Below are 16,890 nucleotides of genomic sequence, written 5' to 3' on the forward strand. Positions count from 1 at the left end.
CCGAATCTGCACGGCGTCGAGAAGATCACAACTCGAATGGCGCGCAACTGGGGATTTTCACCAGAATCCCTTGCGGAGCGCGCCATCCTCTGCATGCTGCCGATTGTAACGGCGGATGAGACGAAAGGAAGGCGCGGTGACCGAAGCGAAGAAATCCACAGGCTTGCGCGAAGGCGACGCCGCCCCCTCTTTCGAGCTGCCGGGCGCCGGCGGCGAGAAGCTCTCTCTTTCCGGCTTTTCCGGCAAGAAGCTGGCGCTCTACTTCTACCCTAAGGACGACACCTCCGGCTGCACCAAGGAGGCGATCGAATTCAACGCTTTGAAGGCGGATTTCGCCAAGGCGAAGACTGCGCTGGTCGGCGTCTCGCCGGATTCGCCGGCCAAGCACGACAAGTTCCGCGCCAAATATGAGCTGACCTTCCCGCTCGCTTCCGACGAGAGCAAGGAGATGCTCTCCGCCTATGGCGTCTGGGTGGAGAAGAGCATGTATGGCCGCAAATATATGGGCGTGGAGCGCTCGACCTTTCTGATCGGCCCGGATGGCAAGATCGAGAAAATCTGGCGCAAGGTGAAAGTGCCCGGCCATGCGGCCGAGGTGCTGGTGGCGGCGAAGGGGAAGTAGGCCCTACGCCCACCACTCGGCGCCTGAGGTCTAGCCGGCTCGAGACTTCCACGACGAGCCGGGCTCGAACATTCGGCGTAGTCCGCACTCCGCCACCGCGGACTACGCCTTCTAGCGAATTGGCGCGACTTATTCGCCGTTCGCGATCAGATTTCTGACCGCATTGACCGTATTTTCATGCTTTCGAGAATCCCGATTGAGAATAAGTTCGCCGCGATAGCGCAGCGCTCCGCCTTTGGCGTCATCGGAAAATTCGTAGCTCAACTCGGCTTTCTCTAATTGAGTCCGCAGCGATTGCTCCAATGGCTGAGAGAGGCCTTGCGCGCGCAGATTAGTTGTAGCCTTTGCTATTGCGCTCGACACGGCTTCCAAGACGAACTCTTGCTTCGAGCACTCCATCACGTCTGTGACTGCATCGAGTTGCGCGAGGGTGAGGGCGTCGATGCGGACGCACAAATTGCGAACCAGTTCCTTGGAATGGCCTCCCATGCAAACGGCGCCGGCGTTCGCGCCCAGACCATTCCCGAAGGTCCATGTCCGCTTAGCGGCAATCGACTTCATCGTCAGGAAATCATCGAAAGCCTCGGCGCGAACGGAAGGAGATATGCCGGCTTCTCGGTAACCCTCGTCAAACATGTCTAGAAGCTTATTTTCTATGCGTATCTCCTAAAATTACATGCTAATATTCGTATATAACATGCATATGTAGGCGTGCATAGACGAAACATAGGCGAATCCCCGGCTCATCCTCGCCTCCGCTTGACGCCGCTATCCCGCTCAGCTACGCCTCTATATGTTATAACATAACATATGGCGCGCCATGGCTCAGAACCCCGACCTTCGCCTCCCCGTCACCGTCCTCTCCGGCTTTCTCGGGGCCGGAAAGACGACGCTGCTCAATCATGTTCTCAATAATCGCGAGGGCCGGCGCGTCGCCGTCATCGTGAACGATATGAGCGAGGTGAACATTGACGCCGACCTCATCCGCGAAGGCGGCGCAGAGCTGTCGCGCACCGACGAGAAGCTCGTCGAAATGACCAATGGCTGCATCTGCTGCACCTTGCGCGACGATCTGCTCGCGGAGGTGCGGCGCCTCGGCGAGGAAGGCCGCTTCGATTATCTGCTGATCGAGAGCACGGGCATCGCCGAGCCGCTGCCGGTCGCCAGCACCTTCTCCTTTCGCGACGAGAATGGCGCCAGCCTCTCCGATCTCGCGCGGCTCGACACGATGGTCACCGTCGTCGACGCGGCCAGCCTGCTGCAGGACTATGGATCGAACGACTTTCTGCGCGACCGCGGCGAGGTCGCCGGCGAGGACGACGACCGCACCCTCGTCGATCTCCTCGTCGAGCAGATCGAATTCGCCGACGTCATCGTCCTCAACAAGGCCTCGGCGGTGTCGGACGAGCGGCTGGCGCTGGTGCGCAAAGTGGTGAAGTCGCTGAACGCCGACGCGCGCATCGTCGAGACAGATTTCGGCGCGGCGCCGATGGACGCCATTCTCGACACCGGCCTCTTCGACGAGGAGAAGGCGGAGCGCCATCCGCTATGGCGCAAGGCGCTCTACAGCCCGGAAGAGCATGCGCCGGAGTCTGAGCAATATGGAATAGAGAGCTTCGTCTATCGGGCGCGGCGTCCGTTCCACCCCGAAAAATTCAACGCTTTCATCAATGCGACCTGGCCGGGACTGGTGCGCGCCAGGGGGCATTTCTGGCTCGCCACCCGGCCGAAATGGGTCGGCGAATTCTCGATCGCCGGCGTGATCGCCCGCGTGACGGCCATGGGCTATTGGTGGATCGCCGTGCCGAAGCAGCATTGGCCCGACCACCCCGATTGGAAACGCCATTTCGAGCGCAATTGGGACGAGGTCTGGGGCGATCGCCGGCAGGAGCTGGTCTTCATCGGAATCGGCATGGACGAGGCCGCGATTCGCGCCGCGCTCGACGCCTGCCTCGTCGGGCCGCAAAAGCCGAAGCGTTTCGACGCCTCCGCCTATCGCTCGCTCGTCGATCCCTTCCCCGCTTGGGAGAGCGCCGATGCTGCGTGACGAGGCGGCCGCGCCGCCGTCCAGCTCCGCTCGCCGACTGATGCAATCCCGCTCCATCTGCCTATTGCCGCGAGAATTGGAGCCGCGGATCGCCGAAGCGTTGGATGCGATGAGTCTCGCGCAGCCTCTGCGGTTGCGCGTGACCGGCGCGGAGGAGACGCTGCCGCGCGCGCTCCTCGACGCTCTCGACGAGGCGGCCCTCGCGCCGAAGTGGCTCGCCGAATGGTTGGCGAGCGACGTTATGCGCCTCGCGCGTCTCTATCGTGAGGCGACGCGGGCCGGAGAGCTGCGCGTAAGGCTGGAGACGATCGCGGATGACGCCTGCCGGCTGTTCCACGTCGATTTCGTGCGCTTTCGGCTCGTGACCACCTATCGCGGTCCGGGTACGCAATGGGTCGCGCCGGGGCCGGACGCCGATCCGCTCGCGGAGAATTCGATTCGGCGGCTCGAGCGCGGCTGGGTCGCGATCATGCGCGGCGAAAAGGCGGCGAGCGCCGAGCTTCGCGCCCTTCCGCATCGATCGCCGCCGATCGCCGGGACCGGCGTCGAGCGGCTCTTCCTCGCCATAGACGAGGCGCCCTCGCCGTCGCGCTGACGACGAGAGCGCATCGCAGGATTATTGCGCCGGCGCGGCCGCGGCGCGGGCGGCGAGCTGCTTCGTCACCTCGTCCAGCCCCTTTTTCGCTGCAGCGAGATTGGGATCGAGCGTCAGCGCCTGCTCGAGATCGGGCTTGGCGTGCTCGAGATCATGCTTGCCGCGATAGGCGTTGGCGCGATTGAGATAGGCGCGCGCATATTTGGGATCGAGCCCGACCGCCTTGCTGAAATCGGCGACGGCGCGGTCGAAATCGCCCTTGGCGTGCAGCGTCAGCCCGCGATTATTATAGGCGATGGCGAGCTTGCCGTCGCTGGCGATCGCCTTGTCGTAATCGGCGAGCGCATGGTCGAGATCGCCCTTGGCCTGATAGAGCGCGGCGCGATTGAGATAGGCCTGCGCGGATTTGGGCTCGAGCTTGATCGCCGCGTCGAAATCGGCGAGCGCGTGGTCGAGATCGCCCTTGGCGCGCCAGGCGCGGCCGCGACCCGCCAGAGCGGCGGCCGATTTCTTGTCCAGCTCCAGCGTCTTGTCGTAATCGGCGATCGCCTTGTCGAGATCGCCCTTGCCCTGATAGGCGCCGCCGCGGCCGAGATAGGCCGCCGCCGATTTCGGCTGCGCGACGAGGAGCTTGTCGTAATCGGCGATGGCGTGGTCGAAATCGCCCTTGGCGCGATAGGCGGCGGCGCGATCGGCGAGAACGACGGAGGAGGACGGGTCTATCTCCAGCGCCTTGTCGAAATCGGCGAGCGCGCGCTCGAAATCGCCCTTGGCGTGATAGGCGCCGCCACGATTGACATAGGCCGCCACGCGGTTCGGCTTGGTCTCCTTGTCGCCGCGGGCGATGACCTCGCCGCAGCCTTCTATGCGCTTGTCGGGATCGGCGGCGCGGCAGGACGCCCAGGCGTCGCCCTTGGCCTCGGCCGCGACGCAGACGAGGGAGAAAGCCGCCGCCAGAGCGAGCCGAAGCGGAGACTGAAACGAGGTGGAGACGAAAGCGAGGGGCGCCATGTGGCCGAGGGCTCCGTATAGTTGACTATTTCACTATGATTTCATTTCGCCGCTTCGAGAGCAATCGGAAAAACTGCGCATCGCGACGCGCGCCGCTCGGGCTGGGCGCATAGAATGGGAGGAGAGACGTCCTCATCCCCTCCCGGATAGATCATTTCCCGAAACGGCTCAACAGATTGGCCGTCGTCGAGCGCCCTCCGCGGGCTGCCGCGAGAAGCGGGAGCTCGGGCGGTCCGCCGGGAAAATCAGTCGAAAACATGCGGCAAGAATGCGAAAACATGCACGCAAGCCCTTCAGGACCACAAAAAAGTACTCTAAGACTGCATGTCGATGAGCCTCTTGACCTCTACCGAAGATCTCGCCGCCGCCTGCGCCCGTCTCGCCCGACATCCGTTCGTCACCGTCGACACGGAGTTTTTGAGGGAAACGACTTTCTGGCCCAAGGTCTGCGTCATCCAGCTGGCCTCGCCCGAGGAGGCCTTCGCCGTCGACACCCTGTCCGAGGGGCTCGACCTCACGCCCTTTTTCGAGCTGATGGCCAATGAGCGCGTGGTCAAGGTTTTCCACGCCGCGCGCCAGGACCTCGAGATCGTCTGGCGACTGGCGCGGCTGATTCCCGCGCCCTTGTTCGACACGCAGGTCGCGGCCATGGTCTGCGGCTTCGGCGATCAGGTCTCCTATGTCGAGCTGGTGAAAGCCATCGCCAAGGAGAGCCTCGACAAATCCTCCCGCTTCACCGATTGGTCGAAGCGGCCCTTGTCCACGGCGCAGATCGACTACGCCATCGCCGACGTCACCCATTTGCGGCAGATCTATACGCATTTGCGCGCGCGGCTCGAGCGCTCCAACCGGCTCGACTGGCTCGTCGACGAGATGCGCACGCTGACCACGCCCGAGACCTATGAGCAGAGCCCGGAGAACGCCTGGGAGCGGCTGCGGCATCGCGTGCGCAAGCCGCGCGACCTCGCCGTGCTGATGGAGCTCGCCGCCTGGCGTGAGGCCGAGGCGCAGGGCCGCGACGTGCCGCGCTCGCGCGTGCTCAAGGACGATATGCTGATCGAGATCGCCCTCGCCGCCCCGCGCACGCAGGAGGCTCTGGGCAATTTGCGCGCCTTCCCACGTGGGCTCGAGCGCTCCCGCTCGGGGGCGGAAATCGTCGCCGCAGTGGAAAGAGCGCTGGAGCGCGACCCCGCCACCCTGCCGCGCATAGAGCGCGAGAAGCGCGGCAGCTCCAGCGGCGCCACGGTCGAGCTGCTCAAGGTGCTGCTGCGGCAGGTCGCCGAAGAGACGGGCGTCGCCACCAAGATGATCGCCACCGTCGAAGACCTCGAGGCCATGGCGGCCGACGATGGGGCGGATGTCCCTGCCCTGTCCGGCTGGCGGCGGGCGATCTTCGGCGACAAGGCCCTGCAGCTAAAGGCTGGACGGCTGGCCCTCGCGGTCGAAAAAGGCAGGGTCGTCACCCTCGACTGGCAAGAGCTGGACGAGAGCGCCACGCGCTGAAGCCCGCCTCGGGGTAGGCAGACTCCCCATTCTTTCACCTATTCCCATCCCTATCCTGACGGATAGGGATGGGTGGCTCTTTGCCAACCCATCCAGCCCGTAAGAACCCATCCATTTTGCGACGCACAACTCATCTTTAGAGCTGAATTCATTGCCAAATCGAATGGTTCTATAGAAGCAGCCCTGCGACAAACCGCGCCTTGAATTTTTGCTGCTGCGGCGCAACATACGATCATGTTGCGACGCAACGTGAGCTCGACGCGGCTTCGGCGCGGTCGAGGAGCGGCGGTCGCAGGAGGCGCTTTCCAGCGCCGCCGCTGATTTCGAGGAAGGACAAGACCATGATGACTGCAGGCAAACGCATCTTCGCTCTGGCCCTCGCCGCTGTGCTGAGCCTCACGGCGGGCGTGGCCCTGCACGCCGAGCCCTTTGGCGCGGCGGCTGCGCCCGTCACGCTGAAGCCGCTCGCCGCGGCCAGCTTCGACGCGGGCCAGAAACATGTGCTGAGCTATTTCGTCGGCGGCGACGGCGCCTGCCGGCTGACGGTGATCGTCTTCGACGCGCCGACGCTCGAGGCCGCCAACGCCAGCACGGCGACGACGCGATTCATTGTGCCGATCTCCAGCGGCTCGTCCGCCAATCTCGACACCGCCGTCGCCAAGACGCTGCGCTTCTCCTGCTCGGCCGACGCCGGCGCCGTCACGGTGAGCACGAGCGAGCGCGTCGCGCCCCGCGCGGCCTATTGATGAAGGGCGCCGCCTCCGTCAGAGGACGGGGGCGGCGGCCTCTATGACCGCCTCGGCCCCGATGAGACGGCCGAGCGCCTTGGACCGGCTGGCCAGCCGCTCGCTGACGAGATCGGCGAATTCCGGCGGCAGCGACAGAATCAATCTCCCCTCATGCGTGACCAGCGGCGTGCGCGGCAAGACGCCGGGCATGGCCGCGGTCAGCAGATAAGCGACCCGCAGCGCCGCCGAGAGCACGCGGGCGCGCTCCAGCAGGCGCGGCGACAGCAGGCCGCGCACCGGCAGGGCGCCCTCGCTGTCCGGCCCGGCGTGGCGCAGCACCGCCACCAGCGCCAAAAAGGCGCGGCCCGGATGATCGACAGCCACGAAGGCGGAATTGGCGATCACATTCATCGCCTGATTGGCGCGATAATCGGGATGGGCGCGCCAGCTGACATCCGACAGAAAGCAGGCCGTGTGGCGCAGCCGCGCCTCATCCTCGGTCTCCGGCAGGCCGGAGGAGGAAAACAGCGCATCGGTCCAGGCGATGAGCTCATCGCCATAGCCGGGCGCGCGCGCCATGGCGCGCTCCAATTCACGCGCTGCGGCGACCAGCGGATCGGCCGCGCGCTGCTGCGGAGACAGGCGCTCATAGAGCAGGCCCTCGCGCACCCCGGCGGCGGAGATGACGATCTCCTTGGGCCGGGCCTTGCGAATCACCTCGTCGAGCACGATCGCTCCATAGGCCAGCAGCGGACGGCGCGCCGCCGATACCGCGGCGATATCGGCCAGCGCCTCGCTGTCGACACGCTCCAGCAGGCTGGCGAATTCCGCGGCATCGCTGGTCGGGATGCGGTAATTATGCATCATGTCGAGCGGATAATTGCGCTGGCGCATATGCAGCCGCGCCAAGGCGCGCCATGTGCCGCCGACGGCGTAGAAGGTCCGCCCCTTGAGCCGCTGCAGAGGCAGCGCCTCGTCGATCGCCTTGCGGGCGATGCGCGCCGCCTGGCGGGTCGAACGGCTGGCGGCGTCCATCAGCGCGAGGCCGCCGAGCGGCAGCGTGACCCCCTCGCCCATCTCGCCGTCTTGCAGATCGATGAGCTCGAGCGAGCCGCCGCCGAGATCGCCGACGACGCCATCCGGCTCGTGTATGGCGGAGATGACGCCGAGCGCCGAAAGCTCCGCCTCGCGTCGGCCCGACAACAGCGAAATCTCGCGGCCGATCGCCTCCTGGGCGGCGGCGAGGAAGGCGGCGCCATTGACGGCGTCGCGCGCGGCCGCGGTCGCGATCACCTCTACGTCGCTTATCTCCATGATCTCGCAGAGCGAGCGAAAGCGCCGCAGCGCCGCGAGCGCTTTGCGAATCGCGTCATCGGGTAGCCGGCCCGTCGTGACGACGCCGCGCCCGAGACCGCACATGGCCTTTTCGTTGAAGATCGGCGTCAGCGCCCGCCCCAACGCCGAATAGGCGACGAGGCGCACAGAATTCGAGCCGATGTCGACGATCGCGACAGGCCGCTGCGCTGCTTCCGCATGCGCCGCGGCCTCGACCTCCGCCGCGTCATTCCTCACGCGGCTTGAGGAGCGATCGCGGGCGCCATTCCTTGAGAGACTTGCCACGGCCAGAGAGACTCGGGTTGGTCATGAAGTATTTATGGGCGTTGAACCGCTCTTCGCCCTCCGGGGGTGTTATGCGTAACGAAGAGCCATCCGGCAAGACTCGATAGCTCTGCTCATTGTCGATGAGATTGGCCAGCATGATCTGATCGAGAATCTGCTGATGCACCGTCGGATTGGTGATCGGCATCAGCACCTCGACGCGGCGGTCGAGGTTGCGCGGCATGAGATCAGCCGAGGAAATATAGACATGGGCCTTGGCGTGCGGCAGCGTATGGCCGCCGCCGAAGCAATAGACGCGCGCATGCTCGAGGAAGCGCCCGACGATCGATTTCACGCGGATATTGTCGGAAAGGCCCGGCACGCCCGGCCGCAGGCAGCAGATGCCGCGCACGACGAACTCGATCGACACGCCCGCCTGCGAGGCGTGATAGAGCGCGTCGATGATCTCGGGATCGACGAGAGCGTTGCATTTTCCCCAGATCGCGGCCGGCTTGCCGGCCTTGGCGAAGCCGATCTCCTGCTCGATATGCTCGAGCAGCCGCGTCTTGAGCGAGATGGGCGACACCGCCATGCGCTCGAGCCCGGCGGGCTCCGCATAGCCGGTGATGAAATTGAAGATGCGAGAGACGTCGCGGCCGATCGCCGGATCGGCGGTGAAGAGCGAGATGTCGGTATAAACGCGCGCCGTCACCGGATGATAATTCCCCGTGCCGACGTGGCAATAAGTGACGATGCCGCCGCCCTCGCGCCGCACCACCATCGACAGCTTGCCATGCGTCTTCAGCTCGATGAAGCCGAACACGACCTGCGCGCCGGCGCGCTCGAGATCGCGCGCCCAGCGGATGTTGGCCTCTTCGTCGAAGCGCGCCTTCAGCTCGACCAGCGCCGTCACCGACTTTCCGGCCTCCGCCGCCTCCACCAGCGCGCGCACGATGGGGCTGTTGGAGGAGGTGCGATAGAGCGTCTGCTTGATCGCGACCACATTGGGATCGCGCGCCGCCTGCTGCAGGAATTGCACGACGACGTCGAAGGATTCGTAAGGGTGATGGACCGCGAGGTCCTTCTGCTTGATGGCCAGAAAACAATCGCCGCCATTGTCGCGCACGCGCTCGGGGAAGCGCGGCGTGTAGGGCTTGAACTTGAGATCGGGCCGATCGAGCGCGACCACCTCGGAGAGATCGTTCAGCGCCAGCATTCCATCGAGCACGAAAATCTCGTCATCGCCGACATCGAGCTCCTCGGCGACGAGGGCGCGCAGCGCCTCCGGCATGTCCGAGGCGACCTCGAGACGAATGACCGAGCCGCGGCGGCGACGCTTCAGCGCCGTCTCGAACAGGCGGACCAGATCTTCGGCTTCCTCCTCCACCTCGAGATCGCTGTCGCGAATGAGGCGGAAAATGCCCTGCCCCTTGAGCTGATAGCCGGGGAAGAGCTTTTGCGCATTGATGGCGATCGAGGTCTCGAGCAGCATGAAGCGCTCGCGCCCCTGCCCGCCCGCGCTCGGCAGACGCACGAAGCGCTCGATCTTGGGCGGCAGGCGCACCAGCGCATGGAGCGTCTTGCGATCCCCCGGACGCACCAGCTCCAGCGCGAGGGTGAAGCCGAGATTGGGAATGAAGGGGAAAGGATGCGCCGGATCGATGGCGAGCGGCGTCAGCACCGGAAAGACGCGCGAAAGGAAATGGTCTTCCAGCCATTCGCGGTCGCCCTTGGAGAGATGCCCCGGCTCCACGATGACGATGCCGACATCCTCGATCTCGCGGCGCAGCTCGCGCCAGCGCCGCGTCTGCGCCGTGGTGAGCAGCGCCACGCGCTCGTTGATCTTCACCAGCTGCTCGGCCGGGGTCAGCCCGTCCTGCGAAAGAGTGGCGACGCCGGTGCGCACCTGGCCGCGCAGGCCGGCGACGCGCACCATGAAGAATTCGTCGAGATTATTGGCGGAGATGGAGAGGAAGCGCAGCTGCTCCAGCAGCGGATGATTGCGATTGGACGCCTCCTCGAGAACGCGGCGGTTGAACTCGAGCCAGGACAATTCGCGATTGATGAAGCGCTGCGGCAGAGCGGCGAGCTCCTCGGGACGCTCCAGAATCTCGCCCGGCTGGTCCATGACGGGAATATCGGCCCCGGTGCGCTCGGCCTCGAGATTGTCCTGGATGTGCTTCGTCATGCTTTTTCCACCTCTCGCCCGCCGGCGCGATTCTGACAGATTTTCCACCATCCGAAAGCCCTCACGCGCCGCGCGAGGCGTCGATGAGCTGGAGAAGCTCGCCCGCGAGCGCGCGCGTGACCGGACGGCCGCGCGCCAGCGCCTCCTCGTCGAGCATGCGCACAAAGGCGCGAGCCGCCTCGAGCGAGCGCTCGAGCCGAAGCGCGACATAGTCGACCAGCGTCGCCTCGACCGCCAGCTGACGGTCGCGAAACAGCTTTTCCAGCACGGCGCGAATCAGAGAATCGTCCGGCGCGCCGATTTCTACGACCGGCGCACGACGCAAACGCGACAATAGGTCGGGAAGCGCGATTTTCAGTGTAGACGGAGGCCGCTGCGAGGTGACGAGCAGCGACCCGCCGCTTTCCCGTAGAAAATTCATCAAATGAAACAAGGCTGTCTCATCCGTCACCGCCTCTAGCCCGTCGAGCATCGCCGCGGCGCCGGCGAGCCGGCCGGGCTCGGGAATCTCGGTCGGCGACACGAGAACGGCGTCGTTGCGACGCGCGAAAATGGCGCCGAGATGAGTCTTGCCCGATCCCGGCGGGCCGACGAGCAGCAGCGCGCTATCGGGCCAGTCCGGCCAGCGCGAGATCATCTCATAGGCCGCGCGATTGGCGGGGGAGATCAGAAAATCCGCCTCGCCATAGCGCGGCTCGCCGGCCAGATCGAAGAAGAGCTGGGCGGACCCGCGGCGAGAATCGCCTTCCGGCATGGGCTCAGCTCTCCCCCGGCGCGGCCGGGCCGAGAAACAGCGCGCTCTGACGATAGCGCCGCACGGCGAAGCGCAGAATGACGCCGAGCGCCGCCGCGACCGGCGCCGCCAGCAGCAGGCCGGTGAAGCCGAACAGCGATCCCGCAGCGAGCAGAGCGAACATCAGCCACACGGGATGCACGCCGATGGAGCCGCCGACGAGGCGCGGCGACAGCACATTGCCGTCGAGAAAGAGGCCCGTGGAGACGACCGCCACCGCCATGGCCGGCAGGCGCCAATCCGGCCAGCCCTGCACCAGAGCGACGATGATCGACAGGACGAAAGCCGTGATCGAGCCGACATAGGGCACGAAGCTGAGCACGCCTGCGCTGACGCCGATGAGAAAGCCGAAATTCAGGCCGATGAGCGATAGGCCGATGCTGTACCACAGGCCCAGGAACAGGCAGACGAGCGCCTGGCCGCGCAGAAAGCCGGCCAGCGCTCTGTCTATGTCGCGGGCGATGGCGCGCACATCGTCGCGATAGCGCGGCGGCGTCAGCTGATCGAGCGTCGCGACCATATCGTCCCAGTCGAGCAGAATGTAGAAGGCGACGACCGGCGTGATCACCACCAGCGAGACCATGTTGACGAGCGCCGCGCCGCCGGAGACCAGCGATTTCAAGAAGGCGGCGCCCATGCGCGCGGCCTCGCTGGCGAGGTCGTTCACATATTTCTGCGTGTCGAGCGAGGCGTCGGAAACCGGCAGGCCGAGCTTCTCATAGACGCTGCGCATGAAATCGCCGGTGGCCTCGCGGCTGACGCGCGTGAGCAGCCCCTGCAGAGTGGTGAGATAGCCGGGCAGGCTCTCGAGGAACTCGCTGAATTGCCGCGTGAGCACCGGCGCGACCAGCAGCACGATCGTCGCCGTCAGCACGACGAACACGGTCAAAATGACAAAAGAGGCGCCGAGGCGTGAGAGGCCGAGCGTCTGCAGCCGATCGGCGACCGGATCGAGCAGATAGCCGAGCGCGAGCCCCGCCAGAAACGGCGCGAGAACCGGGCTCAGAAAATAGAACAGCGCGAAGACGAGAAGAATCGCCGCCGTCCAAAAGGCGAGCCGCCGGTCGAGCCCGTTCAGAACGCGCGCCTCCTCCATCTCACGCTCCGACATCGTCTGGTCCCATGAGCTTGACCCAGCGCCAGAGATAGACGCTGGCGGAAGCGACGGTCAATGCCGCGACCGCGGCCATGACAAGGCTGTCCACGCCATGGAGCGGAATAGCGAAGGCCTCGCCCGCGAGCACAATGGCCGCGAGCAAAAGCTGCGCCGCCGTCGTGGCCTTGGAGACCGGCAAGGGGCTGAGGTCTATCGAACGAGCCATCAGCCAGGAGACGAATACCGCTCCGACGATCATCACATCGCGCGAGATCACCAGCAGAGCGAGCCATGGCGGCAGCACGCCCTTGATCGCCAGAGTCGCGTAGATGGAGACGATCAGCGCCTTGTCGGCGATGGGATCGAGGACGGCGCCGAGCTCGGTGCGCAGATCGAAGGTCTTGGCCAGCCAGCCATCCAGCGCGTCCGACGCTCCCGCGAGAACGAAGATCGCGAAGGCGGCGCGCCAATGATCGCCGACGATCATGTCGATCGCGGCCGGCGTCAGCACGAGACGCCCGATGGTGATGAAATTCGGCAGCCAGCGCAGGCAGAGAGAACGCATGACCTTACTATTTGGCGCGCCGAGGGCTCGGCGCTAGGGCGCATCCGCAGATGTCCGCAGGCGCGTCGCGCGAATGGCGCCGCCGTCGCGACTGTGAGCGCGCGCACAGGACGCGAAGACCAGCCCGGCTAATGTCGAGGTCAGTGACGCCACGGCGCCGCTCGCGATTTCGATCCAGCGCTCCTGCAGGGAATTGACCCATGGCCCAGCAAATTCTCATGAAATTATCGAATGGCGGCTGCTCCAGCTGCGATCCGCCGCCGGCGCCCGGCTTTTCGATCGGCGGCTCTGTCGGCCGCGGCGGCCGCAATCGGCCTGAAGACGTGCGAACGATTCAATCGGCGCTCAATGGCGTCTGCCCGGCAGATGGCGGGCCGATCTTGAAGCTCGACGTCGACGGTATCGTCGGGCCGATCACCATCGCCGCGATAGAGAAATATCAGAACCGCCAGCTCGGCTGGTCGGACGGACGAGTCGATCCCGACGGGCCGACCATTCACGCGCTGAACGGCCAGAGCGGCGGACAGGCCGCGCCCGCCAAGGCCGGCCCCAAGGCGGCGCCGCCCAAGGCCACGGCGCAGCAGAACGCCCAATTCGTCGAGCGCATCGGCTCGCTGCTGCCGCGCGCGCGCCATTGGATCTCCATGGCGCAGCTCAATATCGACATGGCTTCGGACTATTTGCGCCGCGCGCCGGCGGGGCGCAACGATCCCTTCCCCTCCCTGCACGACATCGGCAGAGGGCAGCTCGCTCTGTTCGACAAATATTTCCACACGCAGAAAGAGCCGACGACGACGAAGCTGGCGCAATTGCAGCGCGCCAAGCGGCTCTATGATTCGATGACCACCGTCATCACCCATTCGCTGCTGCAGGCGCCGATGTTCGGCTGGGGCGTCGGCTATTTCCAGCCCGACCCCGCCGACGGCACGATCGCAGCGCTCGATTATGTCGCCTACACATTCTACGGCGGCTGGCAGGCGCGCCGCCCGGACGGCAAGCCGCGCCTCTCCGGAGACGACAATTACAAAGGCGCCAAGAATCTGCGCGAGGACACGATCTTCTTTCCGGTCGGACAGCTATTGACGAAGACCGATAATTTCATGCTCGAGACGATCATTCACGAGCTGGCGCATTTCGTCGGCCCCGGGGTGAGGAGCCCGGATCGCATCGGCGACCACACTTACGACACCAAGGCGAATTTCCTCACCGTCAACAATTGGACCGCTCTGCACACGGCGGAATGCTACGGCTATTTCGCCGCCGAATCCGCCCTGCGCAATGCGATCACCATACCGATCCATTGAATGGCGGCTCACTTCGACATGCAGGCCTTGATGTCGCTCGAGGTCTTCATCGCCTCGAATGTGTCGGCGCAGAACTTCTCCAATGTCGGGCGCAGCTCGGGATTGGAGGCGTTGGCGCGCAGGCTCATCGCGCCCTCGAGCAGCTCCTTCTGCGCGGCGTGGATATTGGCGCGCGGCAGCTCGACCGAGCATTCCTCATACCGCTTCAAGAATGCGTCGCAGACTGGAATTCCGGTGGGATCGATAGCGAGCGCCGGCGTGACGAAAAGAATGGCCGCCGCGAGAGAGATGAGACGTTTCACTGCCGAATTTTCCCCTATCGCCCAACCCGGACGTCCCTATAGAGGCTCCCGCCGGAAAAGAAAACGGGCGACGGGCGCGTCGTGCCGCCCGTCGCCCCACTCCGGCGCAAGTGTCTCGCGAACGCCTGAGATTCCTTCGGCTCACAGCCCGGCGAGATAGCCCGTCGGATCGACCGGGGTCGAGCCTTTGCGCAGCTCGAAATGCAGCTGCGGCGAGCCGACATTGCCCGACTGGCCGGATTTGGCGATCGTCTGGCCGCGCTTCACCTGATCGCCGCGCTTCACATCGAGCTCGCCATTATGGGCGTAGGCGGAGACGAAGCCATTGGGATGGCGGATCAGCACCAGATTGCCATAGCCCTTGAGCTCGCTGCCGGCATAGGCGACGACGCCGCCCTCGGCCGCCTTCACCTGCGTGCCTTCCGGCACGGAGATGTTGATGCCGTCATTGCCGCCCGTGTTGAAGCCCTGGATAATGCGGCCGCGCGCCGGCCAGCGGAACTCCGGCCGAGCGTCGGCGGAAGCCGCGGGGGCGGACTTCTCCTCGGCCGGCTGCGCCTGCGGCGGGATCGAGGCGGTCGGCGTCTTGTCGATGCTTCGCTGAGCCTGCGGCTGCGGGGCCGGCGCGGCTTCGGCGAAACGCTGCGGCTTCTCGGCCTGCGGCGCGCGGGCGATCTCCTTCGGCTGAGCCGGCTCGGGCTTCTTCTTGGCGATCTTCTCGGCGCGGACCTCGGGCTCCGGCTTGCGAGCGGGCTCGGCCTGAGCCAGCTTGCGCTGCGGCTCAGCCTTCGTCTTCGCGGGCTCGGGCTCCTTCCGCTGCGCGAGCTGCGCGCGGGCCGGATGCGCCTCGGCCTGCGGCTTTTGCGCGGGCGTCGGCTTCAGCACGGGCGCCTGAGCGACCATCTGCTTGGGCGCGAGCCGCACGGGCTGCGCCTCGACCTGCTTGACCGGAGCCGCCTTGGCCGGCTTCGCCTCGATCTGCGCCTGGCGGACAGGCGCGGCATGCGGACGCTCGGCCACGATGGGGCGCGCGGGCTCCTGCTCGGGCTCGACGCTGGAGGTCTTCCTCTTCGGCTCGACGGGAGCGGCGGCCTTCTTCTCCGTCTTGCGATCACGCACATCCGCCGTCTTGGCCGCAGGCTGCGGCAAGGGCTTCGGCTGTGCGGCGACATGGACGGGCGCAGGAGCCGGCGCTGCGGCCACGGGCGCCGCCGGAGCGGCGGAAGCGCGATAGATCGGGATCACCAGCCGCGAGCCGGAATGCACCTCGGCCGGCTTGCCATAGCCATTGACGCGCAGCAGCGCGTCGAGCGGCACGCCATAGCGCGTCGCGATCACGCCGGCCGATTCGCCGTCGGCGACGACCACGGGCGTGCCGCCCTCGGCGCTCCAATGATTATACGCCCCGGCCACGCGGGCGGGCGCAGGCGCCGGCGCAGCGGCCCGAACCGGCGCAGGAGCGGCGGCGACGGGCGCGGGCTGGCTCACGGCCGGCGGCGGAGCGAGCGGCTGGCGCTCGACGACGCTGCGGCGCACGGGCTGCGAGATCGTGCCCGTCGGCGCGCGATCGACGCGGCTCGTCGGCGCGGAATCCTGGAAAGGATTGGTGAAAGGATCGGAGAAACGGGAAGCGTCGGAACAACCGGCGAGCAGGCCGGCGGCGCCGGCGGCGAACATGAGCCGCTTTGCGACTCGCGACAGAAAAACACGACGCTCAATTGCCATGACGCGACCTACACTCGAACGCTATCCTCACTGTGGTCATTTAGCCACAGCCCGGTTAAGGGAGCGTTTAAGATGAATGCGGGTTCAGCGACGCGACGCGGATTTTAGGTAAATTTCGAGCCTTCACAGAGCTTTCGCGCGCCCGTCGAGCGCCGAGCCGAGCCGGCAGGACCAAAGATCGCTCGTCGTCCACAGCGCCTCGCCGTCGCGATGCGAGAGCGCGAGCCGCTCCGACGGCCGCGCATCCTCGGAAGCCGGCGGCGCATAGCGTCCGAAGATCGCCGCCCCGCCCGGCGCGAGCGCGGCCATCACCGCATGCGGCGGCTGCTCGTGAAAAGACATATGGAGAATGATGCGGTCGAAATATCCGCGCGTCTCATCGGCGGCGAGCCCGTCGCCGAACAGCGCCTCGACATTGGCGCAGCCGAGCTCGGCGAGGCGTTGCCGCGCCTCTATCGCCAAGGTCTCGTAACGCTCGATCGTCACCACCTCGCACGCGAGCCGCGACAGCACCGCCGCGCCGAAGCCGGAGCCCGTCCCCACTTCCAGCACACGATGATTCGGCTCGATTCGCAGCGCCTCGAGCCTGCGCGCGAGAGCGGCGGCGGCCGGCATTGTCTGTCCGCAGCCGATCGGCAGCGACATGTCGCGGGCGGCGAGATCGCGGAAGCGATGCGGCGCGAACAGCTCGCGCGGCGTCGTCTCGAAGGCGCGCATGATGGAGAGGTCGCGCACGCCGGCGCGCCGCAATTGCAGGAGAAGCGCCGCGCGTGCCTCGATCGACTGTCCCTCGTCCGCACGCTCCTCCATTT

The 16,890-nt window shown here is 65.9% G+C and carries 16 protein-coding genes; 6 read left to right on the forward strand and 10 right to left on the reverse strand.

Annotated elements, in window-relative coordinates:
* The first annotated feature begins 115 nt into the window (after nt 1-115).
* Nucleotides 116-622 carry a peroxiredoxin gene (locus K369_RS03165; protein ID WP_051948847.1) on the forward strand — a complete coding sequence of 169 codons (507 nt, stop codon included), beginning with the start codon at nt 116-118 and terminating at the stop codon, nt 620-622.
* A gap of 129 nt (nt 623-751) precedes the next feature.
* Here the strand turns inward: K369_RS03165 and K369_RS03170 are convergent, their stop codons facing one another.
* Nucleotides 752-1,258: a hypothetical protein gene (locus tag K369_RS03170; protein WP_156967650.1), complete on the reverse strand. Its 507-nt coding sequence runs from the start codon at nt 1,256-1,258 to the stop codon at nt 752-754.
* A 184-nt stretch (nt 1,259-1,442) separates the two neighbouring features.
* Here K369_RS03170 and zigA point away from each other — a divergent pair, with 184 nt between their 5' ends.
* Nucleotides 1,443-2,669, forward strand: coding sequence for a zinc metallochaperone GTPase ZigA (gene zigA / locus K369_RS03175; protein WP_036287297.1), 1,227 nt, complete (start codon nt 1,443-1,445; stop codon nt 2,667-2,669).
* The gene (locus K369_RS03180) at nt 2,659-3,264 is read left to right on the forward strand and encodes a DUF1826 domain-containing protein (protein ID WP_036287300.1); all 606 of its coding nucleotides are present in this window, start codon (nt 2,659-2,661) and stop codon (nt 3,262-3,264) included. The genes zigA and K369_RS03180 overlap by 11 nt, the downstream gene beginning before the upstream one ends.
* A gap of 21 nt (nt 3,265-3,285) precedes the next feature.
* Here K369_RS03180 and K369_RS03185 read toward each other — a convergent pair whose 3' ends face one another.
* Nucleotides 3,286-4,275: a lipopolysaccharide assembly protein LapB gene (locus K369_RS03185; protein WP_036287302.1), complete on the reverse strand. Its 990-nt coding sequence runs from the start codon at nt 4,273-4,275 to the stop codon at nt 3,286-3,288.
* 330 nt (nt 4,276-4,605) lie between these two features.
* Between K369_RS03185 and rnd the strand changes: the two genes are divergently transcribed.
* Complete coding sequence (gene rnd, locus K369_RS03190) at nt 4,606-5,778, forward strand: ribonuclease D (protein ID WP_036287779.1); 1,173 nt, start codon at nt 4,606-4,608, stop codon at nt 5,776-5,778.
* A 341-nt stretch (nt 5,779-6,119) separates the two neighbouring features.
* Nucleotides 6,120-6,524, forward strand: a complete 405-nt coding sequence (locus tag K369_RS03195; protein ID WP_036287306.1) for a hypothetical protein — start codon at nt 6,120-6,122, stop codon at nt 6,522-6,524.
* Nucleotides 6,525-6,542: 18 nt separating this feature from the next.
* Here K369_RS03195 and ppx read toward each other — a convergent pair whose 3' ends face one another.
* The 5 genes from ppx to K369_RS03220 form a co-directional block, all read right to left on the reverse strand.
* On the reverse strand, nt 6,543-8,078 hold the full coding sequence (ppx, locus tag K369_RS03200; RefSeq protein ID WP_036287309.1) for an exopolyphosphatase: 1,536 nt from the start codon (nt 8,076-8,078) through the stop codon (nt 6,543-6,545).
* A complete protein-coding gene (locus K369_RS03205) occupies nt 8,068-10,293 on the reverse strand; it encodes an RNA degradosome polyphosphate kinase (RefSeq protein WP_036287311.1) in 2,226 nt (741 codons plus the stop codon). The genes ppx and K369_RS03205 overlap by 11 nt, the downstream gene beginning before the upstream one ends.
* A 61-nt stretch (nt 10,294-10,354) precedes the next feature.
* A complete protein-coding gene (locus K369_RS03210; RefSeq protein WP_036287314.1) occupies nt 10,355-11,047 on the reverse strand; it encodes a DnaA ATPase domain-containing protein in 693 nt (230 codons plus the stop codon).
* A 4-nt stretch (nt 11,048-11,051) separates the two neighbouring features.
* Entirely contained in the window at nt 11,052-12,197 is a 1,146-nt protein-coding gene (locus tag K369_RS03215; protein WP_051948850.1) for an AI-2E family transporter, read from the reverse strand.
* The gene (locus K369_RS03220) at nt 12,184-12,747 is read right to left on the reverse strand and encodes a CDP-alcohol phosphatidyltransferase family protein (RefSeq protein WP_036287320.1); all 564 of its coding nucleotides are present in this window, start codon (nt 12,745-12,747) and stop codon (nt 12,184-12,186) included. Before K369_RS03220 ends, K369_RS03215 begins: the two co-directional genes overlap by 14 nt.
* 200 nt (nt 12,748-12,947) lie before the next feature.
* Here K369_RS03220 and K369_RS03225 point away from each other — a divergent pair, with 200 nt between their 5' ends.
* Nucleotides 12,948-14,051, forward strand: a complete 1,104-nt coding sequence (locus tag K369_RS03225) for a peptidoglycan-binding domain-containing protein (protein ID WP_036287323.1) — start codon at nt 12,948-12,950, stop codon at nt 14,049-14,051.
* 8 nt (nt 14,052-14,059) lie between these two features.
* Here the strand turns inward: K369_RS03225 and K369_RS03230 are convergent, their stop codons facing one another.
* From K369_RS03230 to K369_RS03240, 3 genes are all read right to left on the reverse strand, one after another.
* Nucleotides 14,060-14,353 carry a hypothetical protein gene (locus K369_RS03230; protein WP_036287325.1) on the reverse strand — a complete coding sequence of 98 codons (294 nt, stop codon included), beginning with the start codon at nt 14,351-14,353 and terminating at the stop codon, nt 14,060-14,062.
* Nucleotides 14,354-14,494: 141 nt separating this feature from the next.
* Nucleotides 14,495-16,030 carry a peptidoglycan DD-metalloendopeptidase family protein gene (locus K369_RS03235; RefSeq protein WP_084570404.1) on the reverse strand — a complete coding sequence of 512 codons (1,536 nt, stop codon included), beginning with the start codon at nt 16,028-16,030 and terminating at the stop codon, nt 14,495-14,497.
* A gap of 171 nt (nt 16,031-16,201) precedes the next feature.
* A complete protein-coding gene (locus K369_RS03240; RefSeq protein WP_036287331.1) occupies nt 16,202-16,888 on the reverse strand; it encodes a protein-L-isoaspartate O-methyltransferase in 687 nt (228 codons plus the stop codon).
* Nucleotides 16,889-16,890: the final 2 nt, after the last annotated feature.

Source organism: Methylosinus sp. PW1 (assembly GCF_000745215.1).
Taxonomy (GTDB): Bacteria; Pseudomonadota; Alphaproteobacteria; order Rhizobiales; family Beijerinckiaceae; genus Methylosinus.